This window comes from Senimuribacter intestinalis (assembly GCF_943192965.1).
In the GTDB taxonomy this organism is placed as follows: domain Bacteria; phylum Bacillota; class Clostridia; order Peptostreptococcales; family Anaerovoracaceae; genus Senimuribacter; species Senimuribacter intestinalis.
On record NZ_CALPCF010000015.1, the window covers coordinates 14,614 to 27,397 of the forward strand.

The 12,784-nt window shown below is 44.9% G+C and carries 14 protein-coding genes; 13 read left to right on the forward strand and 1 reads right to left on the reverse strand.

Annotated elements, in window-relative coordinates; genetic code table 11:
* The first annotated feature begins 7 nt into the window (after positions 1-7).
* The 4 genes from NFR88_RS12200 (at position 8) to NFR88_RS12215 (ending at position 5,322) form a co-directional block, all read left to right on the forward strand.
* Positions 8-2,014 carry an alpha/beta hydrolase family protein gene (locus NFR88_RS12200; protein WP_251616324.1) on the forward strand — a complete coding sequence of 669 codons (2,007 nt, stop codon included), beginning with the start codon at positions 8-10 and terminating at the stop codon, positions 2,012-2,014.
* 191 nt (positions 2,015-2,205) lie between these two features.
* A complete protein-coding gene (locus NFR88_RS12205) occupies positions 2,206-3,285 on the forward strand; it encodes a hypothetical protein (protein ID WP_251616326.1) in 1,080 nt (359 codons plus the stop codon).
* Positions 3,286-4,091: 806 nt separating this feature from the next.
* Positions 4,092-4,754, forward strand: a complete 663-nt coding sequence (locus NFR88_RS12210) for an RNA polymerase sigma factor (protein WP_251616327.1) — start codon at positions 4,092-4,094, stop codon at positions 4,752-4,754.
* Between the two features lie 19 nt (positions 4,755-4,773).
* Positions 4,774-5,322, forward strand: coding sequence for a DUF4367 domain-containing protein (locus tag NFR88_RS12215; protein ID WP_251616328.1), 549 nt, complete (start codon positions 4,774-4,776; stop codon positions 5,320-5,322).
* Positions 5,323-5,334: 12 nt separating this feature from the next.
* Here the strand turns inward: NFR88_RS12215 and NFR88_RS12220 are convergent, their stop codons facing one another.
* A complete protein-coding gene (locus tag NFR88_RS12220; RefSeq protein ID WP_251616329.1) occupies positions 5,335-5,745 on the reverse strand; it encodes a hypothetical protein in 411 nt (136 codons plus the stop codon).
* Between the two features lie 608 nt (positions 5,746-6,353).
* Here NFR88_RS12220 and NFR88_RS12225 point away from each other — a divergent pair.
* From NFR88_RS12225 to tsaD, 9 genes are all read left to right on the forward strand, one after another.
* The gene (locus NFR88_RS12225; RefSeq protein ID WP_251616330.1) at positions 6,354-7,562 is read left to right on the forward strand and encodes an ABC transporter substrate-binding protein; all 1,209 of its coding nucleotides are present in this window, start codon (positions 6,354-6,356) and stop codon (positions 7,560-7,562) included.
* Between the two features lie 42 nt (positions 7,563-7,604).
* Positions 7,605-7,829 (forward strand): NifU family protein, encoded by a 225-nt coding sequence (locus NFR88_RS12230; protein WP_160203153.1) that lies wholly within the window; start codon positions 7,605-7,607, stop codon positions 7,827-7,829.
* Complete coding sequence (gene pepV / locus NFR88_RS12235; protein ID WP_251616332.1) at positions 7,829-9,271, forward strand: dipeptidase PepV; 1,443 nt, start codon at positions 7,829-7,831, stop codon at positions 9,269-9,271. Before NFR88_RS12230 ends, pepV begins: the two co-directional genes overlap by 1 nt.
* On the forward strand, positions 9,268-9,807 hold the full coding sequence (locus NFR88_RS12240; protein ID WP_160203155.1) for an ECF transporter S component: 540 nt from the start codon (positions 9,268-9,270) through the stop codon (positions 9,805-9,807). The genes pepV and NFR88_RS12240 overlap by 4 nt, the downstream gene beginning before the upstream one ends.
* A 16-nt stretch (positions 9,808-9,823) precedes the next feature.
* A complete protein-coding gene (gene tsaE, locus NFR88_RS12245) occupies positions 9,824-10,243 on the forward strand; it encodes a tRNA (adenosine(37)-N6)-threonylcarbamoyltransferase complex ATPase subunit type 1 TsaE (RefSeq protein ID WP_160203156.1) in 420 nt (139 codons plus the stop codon).
* The gene (gene tsaB / locus NFR88_RS12250) at positions 10,231-11,028 is read left to right on the forward strand and encodes a tRNA (adenosine(37)-N6)-threonylcarbamoyltransferase complex dimerization subunit type 1 TsaB (protein WP_251616334.1); all 798 of its coding nucleotides are present in this window, start codon (positions 10,231-10,233) and stop codon (positions 11,026-11,028) included. Before tsaE ends, tsaB begins: the two co-directional genes overlap by 13 nt.
* 3 nt (positions 11,029-11,031) lie before the next feature.
* Positions 11,032-11,475, forward strand: a complete 444-nt coding sequence (gene rimI, locus NFR88_RS12255; RefSeq protein WP_251616336.1) for a ribosomal protein S18-alanine N-acetyltransferase — start codon at positions 11,032-11,034, stop codon at positions 11,473-11,475.
* 67 nt (positions 11,476-11,542) lie between these two features.
* Positions 11,543-11,719: a hypothetical protein gene (locus NFR88_RS12260; RefSeq protein WP_160203159.1), complete on the forward strand. Its 177-nt coding sequence runs from the start codon at positions 11,543-11,545 to the stop codon at positions 11,717-11,719.
* 28 nt (positions 11,720-11,747) lie between these two features.
* Entirely contained in the window at positions 11,748-12,764 is a 1,017-nt protein-coding gene (gene tsaD / locus NFR88_RS12265) for a tRNA (adenosine(37)-N6)-threonylcarbamoyltransferase complex transferase subunit TsaD (RefSeq protein WP_251616338.1), read from the forward strand.
* The last annotated feature ends 20 nt before the right edge of the window (positions 12,765-12,784 follow it).

Sequence of the window (12,784 nt, forward strand, 5' to 3'; positions counted from 1 at the left end):
ATCTTTGATGATGAAAAAGAAGATTGGCGCAGATTTTTTTGCGGAGTTTACGAATCTATGTGGGTTTGAGAGAAAAGAAACGGAAATTTTGTATACTAAATCAAAGACGGTCAGAAACGGATACGAGACGGATTTGTGGCTTTTGGACACGGAGACGGAGGAGTCCCGCAAGGTGCTTGATGATGTGGAGTTTGACCTGTACCGCTGGGATGGTGAGGAAATTATCTTTACGGCGCTCCTTGCTGAAGAGGATATCGCTCTTGCGGACAAAGGCGTGCCGCTGACTTGCTTTTACCGTCTGAATCCTGCAACCGGCAGGCGTACCTTGCTTATGAAAGTTTACAAAAATATACTGGATTTTTATAAAATCGACGAGAACAGATATGTGTTGCTTTGCGATGATTCTCTTCACGAAGATGACTATATGAAAAAAGCTGCCGGTGATTTGCAGCGTTTTGCGGAGATAAAAGCAGAGGAATCGGACTACTTTATCGCAGAGGAAGTGCCGTTTTGGTACAACGGCGTGGGTTATTGCGATGGTGCAAGGGGCAGGATGTTTTTGTGGGAGAATGGCGAGCTGACGCAGATTTCACCGGACAGTCTTTCTGTAACGGGTATGAAAGGATGGCGCAGTCAATATGTGGTTTACTTCGGCATGGCTTCCGGCGGCGTGCAGAATACCACGGGCAGGCTGTATCGCTATGATATACAGAGCAAAGCAGTGACGGCGCTGGATGAGTCGGACACTTATGTGTACACGTATGTGGATACTCTATCCGATGATGAAATTTTCGTCTGCCGAAACGATCGAAAGCTTCACGGGGAGTATCAGGACGAATATATTGATTTGCTGAATTTGAAGGATGGAAGCTATCTGCGAAAAAATTCGCTGGGCGATTATCACATTTATGACAGCGTGGTCTGTGACGTTATTTACAAAAGCGGTTATCTGAACAAGCTGACCAGGGTCAGCGGCGGAACTTACTTTATCGCTTTGGATAAGGAGTCCTCCAGACTCTTCTACTGGGCGGACGAGGAGGAACTTCCTGTTGCGGTGATAAAGGAAAAGGGCAAGCTTTTGGACTACGAAATCGTAGGCGAGAAAATCTACACGATTGCCGTACGAGGTCTTGGAGGCACGGAACTTTATGTACAGGAGCTTTCGGACAAAGCCTGCGGCAAAGCCCGTCTCTTATCCTCTGAAAATACCCATTTGGAGGAAGAATACGCCTATGCGTCTGTGGAATATTTGCCTTACGTCAACAGCGAAGGTGTGCAGCTGCAGGGCTGGTATCTGAAACCGGCAGGATTTGAGGAAGGAAAGAAGTATCCAACGGTGCTGTTTATTCACGGCGGTCCGCAGGTGGCTTACGGAGAAGTATTTAACCTGGACATGCAGTATTTTGCAGCGCTGGGATACGGTGTAATTTATTGCAATCCTACTGGTTCTGAGGGACGTGGCGGTGACTTTGGCGATATTCGTATGCGCTACGGCACCATCGACTATGAGGATTTGGTGGGCTTTGCCCGCTATGCGGCAAAGAGCTTACCTTGGGTGGATGAAACTCGTCTCGGTGTAACCGGCGGCTCCTACGGAGGGATTATGACCAACTGGATTATCGGTCATACTGATCTGTTTAAGGCGGCGATTTCCGACAGGAGTTCAGCCAACAATATCAGTGATTTTGGTATGTCGGATATCGGTGTATCCTTTGCGCTGGATACTTATGAGACGACGCCATGGGGGAATTTGGATTTTTTGTGGGATTCATCTCCTCTGAAATATGCGCCGAATATTAAGACGCCAACCCTTTGGATTCACGGCATGGACGACTACAGGTGCACTGTCGATAATGCGCTGCAAATGCACGCAGCTTTGACTTATTTCGGAGTGCCATCCAGGGTGGTCGGCTTTAAGGGCGAGCACCATGGTATGAGCAGAACAGGAAAGCCGAAGCACAGGGTGCGCAGGCTGGAAGAGATGAGAGACTGGTTTGATAAATATTTAAAATAAAATGCTGGTGGCAGTAGCGCACCCGGGCAGATGAGCGGACATCTGACCGGGTGCGTTTTTTGTGTGGGAATATTGAATTGGATATTTCCAATTATTGACTTTTTAGGGAAAACGTGTTGCGCGATTGTGAGAGTTGGGATATAATGGAATCATAGTAAAAAAATTACAAATCAAAAGAAAGGAGGAAGGATATGACAGAAAATAAGTGGAAGTCAGCAGCAGAACCCAAGAGAACCTATCAGGACAGCATTTTTCGCATGCTGTTTTCAGATAAAGAAAACGCCATTGAACTTTTTAATGCACTGGAAGGAACCGACTACGGTCCCGATACTGAGATTCGTTTTTTGACCCTGGATGATGTTATCTACCATGGAATTAAAAACGACCTGAGCTATGAAATTGCAGTTGCATATCTAGTGTTTGGAGAACAGCAGAGCACTATATCTGCGAATATTCCCCTGCGCATGCTTCGATATCTGGCTAATAATATCGCAATATTGCTGGACAGCAGAGAACTTTTTAAGCAAGGGCAGGTGAAAATTCCGACGCCGCAGTTTTTTGTTATCTACACGGGAAACGAGCCATGGGACGTGGACGAACTGAGATTATCATCCAGCTTCATGGGAGAACCTAAAGAAAATTCCATAGAATTAGTAGTAAAAGTCATCAAAGTGGTGTACAATGAGGGAGAAGAAGAGGAAGCGAGACAAAACCCTGTCCTGCAGCGAAGTGCAAAGCTGAGAGAATATGGAATTCTTGTCCGATATGTGAAAGAAGGTCTTGCAGAAGGAAAGGACAGAAAAGAAGCAGTAGATGCTGCCATAGAGCGCTGCCTCAAAGAAAACATCTTGGCGGATTTTTTGAGAACCCATAGTGCGGAGGTGGAGAAGATGGCATGGCGGAGCATAACCATGGAAGAATTCATAGAAATCAGAGCAGAGGAAGCGGCGGAGATAGCAGCAGCTAAAGCCGCAGCTGAGGCCGCGGAGAAAGCGACTAAAGAGACTACAGAGCGAGTGACAAAAGAAGTCACCAAAAGTGTTACCGAAGAGGTCACGAAAGAAGTCACGAAAGAAGTCACCAGAAGTGTCACCGAAGAGGTCACTGAAGAAGTCACAAAGGAAGTCACAAAGGAAGCAATTCGAATCTTAATCGCAGATAATTTGGAAGAGGGCAAGAGCAAAGAGCAAATTATAGAGAAGCTGAAGCGGTATTATGCCTTAACTGAAGAAGAATCTGCTGCACACATCGACGAGATAGGAACTGCCTAGTAGAGCAAGGAGAAAAGAATCAGAGCGGGAAGACCTGTTTTCTGGTTCTTTTTTGTTTGCTCGCCATGGTCGGGCTCTAATGGGTGAAATGCCGGGATTTTTCGCTCTTTGGGTCAGCGCCCTCTTTAAGCAGTTAATCTAATAGAAAAAGAATCGAGATATGCCCATAATTTGCCCTCGTGCCACTTTTGGACTTGATTTCTGTATACATGGCGCGGACCTATGAGAAAGTGCCATGTAGAAAAGCTTTTTTAGAAAAAATGGCGGCGGCAGAACAGAATACAGACAGATAGTCGGAAAAACTTTAGCGTCCTACAGTAAAATATCAAAAAAGTGGGTATCAGGCAGCAGGTGCGCGCCGGTTTTTTAGAAAATGAGTCCCAATATGGCGTTTGACGGATGGCTGGCGCCATGTATACAAAAAAACGCTTAGAAGATGGCGGTTTTCATGGGGTGAACGCCGGATATCCAAAAAAATCTTGAGATTATGGCGCGCCGGTTTCTCTGCAGCACAGGCTATTACATATCAATCATATTAAATCAGATTGAACTGCATCCCGGCATTTGATCTGGATTTTTTTACTCCAATGTGAGATGACCTCTTTGATTTTGTCTTGCACTATTGCCTTATATTTACATTAAAATGGTGCGGATTTTTTTATTCTATCGATAAAACTCCTTTTTTCGCAAAAAAAATTGTCGAAATTTCAAAAAGTACCCTGAGAGTTCCTTTTCAAAGTGGCAAAAAAGAGATACACTAGAGGAACCGCTATTTAGCGAGAAACAAAAGAAAGCGAGAAGGAGAGTTGACAGAAAAAGAACTTTCAGAAAGAAGAGCAGTACTTTGTGAGAAATATGACAAGATACTGGGATTAACTTATCACTTTGGTGTGGCAGACAGCGACAGAGATGATGTTGTGCAGGAAGTGTTTGTTGCAGCTTATTTACATTTGCATCAGCTGCGGGACATAGAGAGCATGGATTCTTGGTTGTATAAAATTGCCATGAGAAAAGCGGGACGAATCGGAAGGAAAAGTAAAAGGCGAGAAGACAAAGAGCTTTTGTACGAGTCCTGTGAGCAGGAGCTTGACAGGATTAGCGCAGAAGAATATGCGTCAAAGATAGACTTCAGCGATGAAGACATCTTTGAAATGGTAAATAGTCTGAAGCCGCTAGCGCCGGAAATAATCAGACTCCGCTATGTATCGGAATTGAGCATGGTGGAGATAGCAAAGCTTTTAAAGATGAATTACAATTCGGTGAAAACGATAGAACGCAGAGCGAAAAAAGAACTGGAGAAAATGATAAGTGAGGGAAAGCATGAAACGAGAAGAGAGAGAAAACCTGAAGAAGAACGAGCAGAAGTTTATGGAGGAGATAGGAGCGGCACTGAAGAGACACGAGAAGAAGACAAAACTAGACGCAGAGGTGTTGGAAGGCTGGGTCACAGCTGCCAAGGAAAGGAGTAGGGCTAGAAAGAGAAAGTATATGGCTGCGATATCCTGTGTTGTGATTGTTTGCGCAGGTACTTTTAGTGCAATGAACTTGCTGGTGCCGGATGCTGCAATTGCTGGGAAAAACGGTCCGATTACTACAGAAGAGGGCAATAATACCATTGTGAAAGAAGGTCGAGGCGAACCAGGAGAAAATGCAGGTGAGGAAAGCATCATCGTTGATGACTGGAAGAAGGTTGATGGTGTGAAAAAGAAATACCCGCAGCTTTTGATACCGCAGTATGTTCCGGAAGGGTATGAATTTGAGGCATTAAATGTTCAGGTAACAGAGATATTAGAAGTATATGCTTATACATTTAACAATAAGGGAGAATTACTTCAACTATCACAATTTGTCGGAGGAAATACTAAAATGATTAAGAATTATGATAGGACACTTGAACTGGAAAATGGTTCTGAATTACGAATAAAAGAAGATGAAATGAAAAGCGGCTATTTGATGGATGATGGGGTTTTATATACTATTTTAGGAAATCTGTCAGATGAAGAATTCAAATTAATTGCGAGTGGGCTAGAGAGATGATTAAATAGGTAATTAAAAAGGATCGGAATAGCTAGTACTTGAATATTGAATTTCGTTATATTTATCAATGCTAACACATTTAATTCTATAGACAATACCCTTTTTTACGGTCCATTCATCATATGTTAATACGTTGGATTTTTTGGAGCCGGTATACTTGATGGTATTACCAGTAACATCGGTAGCAGTTACCCAACTGCTACCGGATTTTTTTTGTAGAGTGATGGTAACAGTATATGAGGTAGGGATAGCAGAGAAAGCAACGGCAACGCTAGCTTGTGCTTTGGTATCACTAACTCTTTTTGTACTAAAGACCACAGCGCCAGTACTATATGTCGAACCTGTATCCGCAAAGGCAAAAACAGAAGTCATTCCCAGGGTTAAAGCGAGCATGAGAAACATGCAGATGAATTTTTTTTTCATGGTTATCCTTTCGTTTGATGAGAGTAAGTTTTCGCAAGGCAAGTATATCTTGCATTGTTTTCCTTGTCAACTTCGAAGTTTGTCTGTAATTAGAAAATTCTGTCGAATACGTTTTTTTTTTTTTTTAATAATATATGTGGGCGGTAAGTGCATGAAAAAACTGATTCTCTGAAAGATGGTTTATCAGTACAAAGGCTTAACCTAAAACAGACTTTTTTAGAAAAAGTGTATAAGGGGAACCGGTAATTCTTAACCGAGAAATAAAAAATGCTAAAAAAATGTATAACCACATTTGAAAAAATTTGCTTAATGATTGTTCTTACAGATATTTAGCCCTATTGTTTTGTTTAAGTTTTGCATTTTGCGTGGGTTTTTTATGAATTCATCTGAAATCTTGCATGAAATGCAAGATTCACGAAGTCTCAGGAGAAGTCTCTTATACACTTTTTTTCAATAATCGCAATTTAGGTTAAGTGTCCTTCTCAATCGGATTTTCATGCCTTTAACACGGGAGCTTCACACAAAAAAGGTTTACAATTGTTTCAAATATAGTATAATGAAGTGTACCCATGTAAACACTCAGACTTTCGGGTAGAAGAGGGGAATCTATGAGAAGAACAAGACTTGCGGCTTTGACGGCGGGATTGGTTTGTGCCGTTTTTTTTATGACAAGCTGCAGCACATATCAAAATTTTAAAGAAGCTTTTTTTGAAAAAGAAGGACAGGCTGCCGACACGATAAGAATCGGTGTTTTGGAGCCGCAGACGGGAAATGACAGTCCAATGGGCGACTTGGAAATACAGGGAATCGAATTGGCGCACAATCTGGTGCCTGAGATAGCAGGAAAGAAAGTCGAACTGATTTATGCTGATACACAGAGCAACATTTATGCGGCAGAAACCGCAGTAGATGCTTTGATAGAGAAGCAGCCGGCTATAGTGCTCGGAAGCTATGGGGATGCAGTATCGCTGATTGCAAGCCAGAAACTTGGCGAGAAGCAAATTCCGGCAATTGCAGTTACGGCGACTAATCCGCTGATTACTGCCAATAATTCGTACTATTTCAGAGTATCATTTACAGATGCCAGTCAAGGCAGAGCCTTGGCGGAGTATGTGTTTAGCGCACTTCAGTTAAAACAGGCAGCAGTCGTGAAGGTGCGCGATGAGGATACCTCCACAGAGATGGTCAGCCAGTTTTCTGCCAGACTTGAAAAGCTGACAGACGATGAAGACTGTATTATAGAAAGCATAGAACTTCCGCAGGACGTAAAAACTTGCGAAAAGTTCGCAGAGCGACTGAAAGCTTCAGGCGCACAGGCGATTTTTATGCCGGTTTCTCTGTCTTATGCAGAAAAAATGTTTGACGCAGCAGATAAAGCGGGTATTAATGCAGTAACCTTTATCGGACCAAAGGATTGGCACAGTGACGACTTGATTAAACTGCAGCAGAAATATCCGCAGATTACCATAGCTGTTGCTGCAGATTTTACAGCAGAGACGGCAGACGGTGCAGAGGTCGAAACTGTGACGGGTTCACTTTATGAGGAGTTTCTTGCCGCATACAAAAAAGCCTATGGCAAGGATGAGGCGCCTGAGGCCGTAGCGCTGGGATTTGATGCATATATGCTTGCAGTACAGGCTATTGAGCAGGCCGGCGATGTAAGCGGCACCAAAGTGAAAGATGCACTTTTGATGACGGAAAATTTTGGAGGGGCTTCGGGAGACATTTCTTTTAATGAAAGTGGAGAACCTAAGAAGGCAATCAATATTGATGTGATACAGGAAGACAGATTTGTCTCAATTTATACCGTAAAATAGTCTAGTTAAACAATTAAATTTAATATAAAGGAGATTTTTTAAATGGAACAGAAGATTAAAGATGCGCTGAATACAATCAGACCAATTCTGCAGAGAGACGGCGGAGATATTGAATTCGTAGAACTGACTGCAGACAACATTGTAAAAGTAAGACTGCAGGGACACTGCGCTGGCTGCCCTGGTGCAAGAATGACTTTAAAAGGAATCGTAGAAAAGGTTCTGAAGGAAAGCTATCCAGAAATTGCCGGAGTGGAAGCAGTAGACTAATGGATTATATCAAAAATATAGACCTAAACAAGGACTTGCAGATTGAAACGCTGCAAGACCTTGTGTCTATCAAAAGTGTCGTTTCAGATCCTGTGACTACCAGAGAGGGAGAACTTTTTCCCTTTGGGGAAGGTGTACAGGATGCTTTTGCGTGTTTTTTAAAAAAAGCGAAAGAACTGGGCTTTGAAACCCAAAATATAGATAACTATGGCGGGCACGTGGACTTCGGTCAGGGGACGGAAACCGTTGGAATTCTAGGGCATCTGGATGTGGTGCCCGAAGGCGAGGGCTGGAGTTTTGCACCTTATAGTGCAGCGGTATCGGACGGATACATTTATGGACGGGGAACCCTAGATGACAAGGGACCTATGGTGGCAGCCCTTTATGCCATGAAGGCGCTGAAAGATGCGGGCTATGAGCCGGCAAAGAAAGTGCGGCTGATTGTAGGGCTGGATGAAGAAACCGAATGGAAAGGCATGGAATACTATTTCGCCCGTCAACCGATGCCGGATTACGGATTTACACCGGATGCGGATTTTCCTGCGCTCAACGGCGAAAAGGGCATGATGGTCTTTGAGATTGCCAGAAAGCTTCCGAAACAGTCCGGCGGTTTGACTTTGCGCAGCTTAAACGGAGGCAGTGCAACCAACATGGTGGCAGAAAAAGCCAGAGCGGTGGTAAACAGTGACAGTTCTGAAACCTACAGTCAGATTAAAGAACTGGCTGCAGCTTTCCGCACAGAAAGAGGATTTAAGGTCAATACCAAGGGTGTTGGAAAGTCCTTAGAAATAACCGTAGAAGGAAAGTCTGCGCACGGGGCATATCCGCAGGCAGGCGTGAATGCTATTTCCGTCATGATGGAGTTTTTAGGAAATCTGAACTTTTCCAGCGATGAACTCAATGTATTTTTTGATTTTTATCGGAGATACATCGGTTTTGATGTCAACGGTAAGAACCTTGGCTGCGGATTTGAAGATGCGCAGTCGGGCAAGCTGACATTGAATGTGGGTCTTGTGCACTATGACAAAGGCTCTATCACTTTAAATATCAATGTAAGATATCCGGTCACAGTAACAGAAGAGCAGGTCTACGAAGGAATTTTGCCAACACTGAATGAATACGACATGGGGCTGATTAAAGTTTCTGGAAAACCGTCTGTCTATATGGCGCCGGACAGTCCGATGATAAAGACTTTAGTGGGCATTTATCAGAAGCATACTGGCGATACAGAAAGCAAGCCTATCGTCATCGGCGGCGGTACTTATGCCAAAGCGGCAAAGAACATCATTGCTTTCGGCGGAATTTTTCCGGGGGATGAAGACCGCATGCACCAGAAAGACGAACGTATTTCCATAGATCGCTTTATGACTATGACAAAGATTTATGCGGAGGCGATTTATCAGCTGACGCAGGAAGATTTTACATTTACGGAGGAAGAATGAAGAATAAATTAACGACGGCACAGCTTGCGAAGCTTGCCATGATGGTGGTATTATCTTGTGTTCTGGTACTTTTAATCAGAATCCCATTTCCGCCAGCACCGTTTTTGGAGTATGACCCAGCCGATATTCCAATTTATATCACAACCTTTGCCTTTGGACCAATTGCAGGTCTTTTGGTAACTTTAATTGTCAGTCTGATTCAGGCTTTTATGCTGGGCGGCTCCGGCGTGTATGGATTTCTCATGCACATGCTGGCTACGGGACTTTTTGTCATCGTTGCAGGCTGTCTGTACAGGCACAAAAAAACCAAGAAAGAGGCTGTAATTGCACTGGTAGCAGGTGTTTTAGTAACGGTAGCTGCTATGGTAGTGTTTAATTATTTTGTGACGCCGGCGTTTATGGGCGTGCCGACAAAGGTGGTTGTGGGTATGTTAATTCCTGTCATTATTCCTTTTAATATTTTAAAGGCGGGGCTTAATGCAATCGTCACTTTTCTTGTATATAAGCGGATTTCGGGATTTTTGCACAAAGCGTAAAGCCTTTGAGGAAATTATGAGAGAAATTATTATCAGAAACGAAGCGGATACGAAGGCTTTTGGCTATGAACTTGCGAAGAGCCTAAAACCGGGCACTGTCATTGCACTGATTGGCAATCTGGGCACGGGAAAGACGACGTTAACAAAATACATAGCAGAAGGGCTTGGGGTGAGAGAAATGCTCACAAGCCCTACTTTTACAATTGTCAAAGAGTATTACTCCGGCAGAATGCCCTTGTATCATTTTGACGTGTACCGCCTTGAAAGCGCCGCGCAGCTGTTTGATATCGGCGCAGAGGAATACTTTTATGGACAGGGTGTATCCATTTTGGAATGGGCGGATCAGGTAGCAGAGATTTTACCTGATGAGACCTTGTGTATTTTCATCGAGTATGGCGAAAACGAAGGAGAGCGGATTTATCAATGTACATTTTAGCAATCGAGACCACAGGTCCAAAGGGCTCAGCGGCTCTTATAGATGAAAAGGGAGAAGTTTTCTGCAAAATTTCTGCGGAAGAAATGAACCATCTGAAGGATTTAATGCCGATGGCGCAGGCGCTCCTTGATGAAAAGGGTGCTGCAAAATCAGATCTTGCGGCAGTTGCCGCTTCGGTTGGACCGGGTTCTTTTACGGGCATTCGAATCGGTGTGGCCTCGGCGCGGGCTATTTGCCAGGCTCTTTCCATTCCGGCTGTCTCGGTGCCGACTTTGGATTCTTTCAAGACAAAGTGTGACGGAAGTGCTGCTGTCATGGTTCTTTTCAATGCACGAAGAGGACAGGTATATGGCGGCATTTATGATGAAAATGGCGCAGATATTTTAAAGAGCGGACCCTATATGCTGACGGATTGTTTTGAGGCGCTGGACCGATATTTAGAGGCGCAGCGCAGTGAACTTCCCTGCGGTATGCCGCAGGCGATGAGCGTAAAAGTTTACGGCGACGGCATTGACGCTTATGAGAAGGAGCTTGCTGCTTTTGCGGCGGATATGGCGAAAAAGTATGGCGCAGTGCAAGTTGCATTTGCCGACAAAGAAGAAAGATATCAGCTGGCGTCCATGACGGCACTTTGCGCACTGGAAAAGTTTAAGGCGGGGGAGATACTGCCTTTTGCCCAGCTTCTGCCTGAATATATGCGGGCGACAGAAGCAGAACAGAAGCTGAAGGACGGAACTCTGGAGAAAGAGCGTGCGGCGAAGATGGCGCGCTTTAAGGCGAGGTAAGAGATGGCAGAGCTGATTTTGAGAAAAGGCGTGCCCTCAGATGTGGATCAGATGGAGCTTTTGGAGCAGCAGTGTTTTGCGGTTCCCTGGTCCAGAGAGTCTCTTGCTTACGAGCTTTCGGAAAATCCTCTGTCGCTTTATATCGTAGCGGAGGTGGACAGCAGAGTTGTCGGTTATGTAGGCGTATGGTCTATCGTGGATGAGGGACACATAACCAATGTCGCCGTGTCACCGGACTTTCGCAGAAAACATATCGGCATGGCGCTGATAGGAACTATGATTGATGTGACAGGCAAACAGGGTGTTAAGGCGCACACCTTGGAAGTGAGGGCAAGCAATGCGCCTGCCATCGGGCTATATAAGAAATTTGGATTTGCGGAGGAGGGACTTCGCAAAGGTTATTATGAGGATAACGGAGAAGATGCCATCATTATGTGGCGCAGATAAACCCTTGTATATTTCCTCCCGGAGACGGTAAAAATACCGGTAACCAGGTAATAAGGAGGAAAACAGCATGGAACAGAATTTACCTTATGACGACATTGACAGATATGGGGATTTGATGGAAATCTGCACCCATTGCAACAGATTTGAACGCAGATACGACTTTGACACGTTTACCATGGCGGACTACCAGTCCTGTGAGAACTGCAGGCACCTTGGACATGACGACCGCTGCATGGTAAAGTGATGTTGGAATAGAAATTAGAGGAAGAGTAATGAAAGACGGAACATTTTTGACCATGGGCATTGAGTCCAGCTGTGATGAAACATCGGTGGCAATCTTGGCGGACGGCAGGAAGGTGCTCAGCAATATTATTTCATCACAAATTGATATTCATACGGCTTTCGGTGGTGTGGTGCCTGAGATTGCATCTCGCCATCATCTTGAGAATATCAACGGCGTCATCGATCAGGCGCTGGCTGAGGCGGGCGTCAGCCTTTCCGACATTGACCTGATCGGTGTGACCAACGGTCCTGGGCTGATCGGCGCGCTTCTCATGGGAGTGGCAACAGCTAAGGCAATTGCCTTAGCCAGAGATATTCCGCTGGTGGGGGTCAATCACATGCATGGGCATATCAGTGCTAATTTCATTGCTTATCCACAGCTTGCACCGCCTTTTATGTGTCTCATCGTATCGGGCGGACATACCAATATTGTGGAGATGACGGACTATAACTGCTGTACAGTGCTGGGCGGCACCAGAGATGATGCAGTGGGTGAGGCTTATGATAAAGTGGCTAGAGTCATCGGTCTCGGCTATCCAGGTGGTCCGAAAATCGATAAAGTGGCGAAGGAGGGAAATCCGGATGCGATTGCTTTTAAAAGGGTTTTTCTGGAAAAAGGCAGTCTGGATTTCAGTTTCAGCGGTCTGAAGACAGCAGTGCTGAACTATTTGAATACAGAGCGGCAGGCGGGACGGGAGATTTCTGTGCCGGATGTGGCGGCGAGCTTTCAGGCAGCAGTCGTTGATGTAATCGTGGCAAAGACGATGGAAGCAGTAAAGGAAAGAAAACAGGATAAACTAGTGCTGGCAGGGGGTGTTGCGGCAAATTCTAAGCTGCGGCAGGATTTACAGAAGGCTTGTGACGACGCAGGGGTGAGTCTGTACATTCCCCAGCCGATTTTGTGCACTGACAATGCAGCAATGATTGCCTGCGCTGCATACTATAAATACAAGGCGTTCGGAGCTTGCGACCTGTATATGGACGCGGATCCGAGCATGGCAATTTAACTGGCGATAGGAGAGTAATG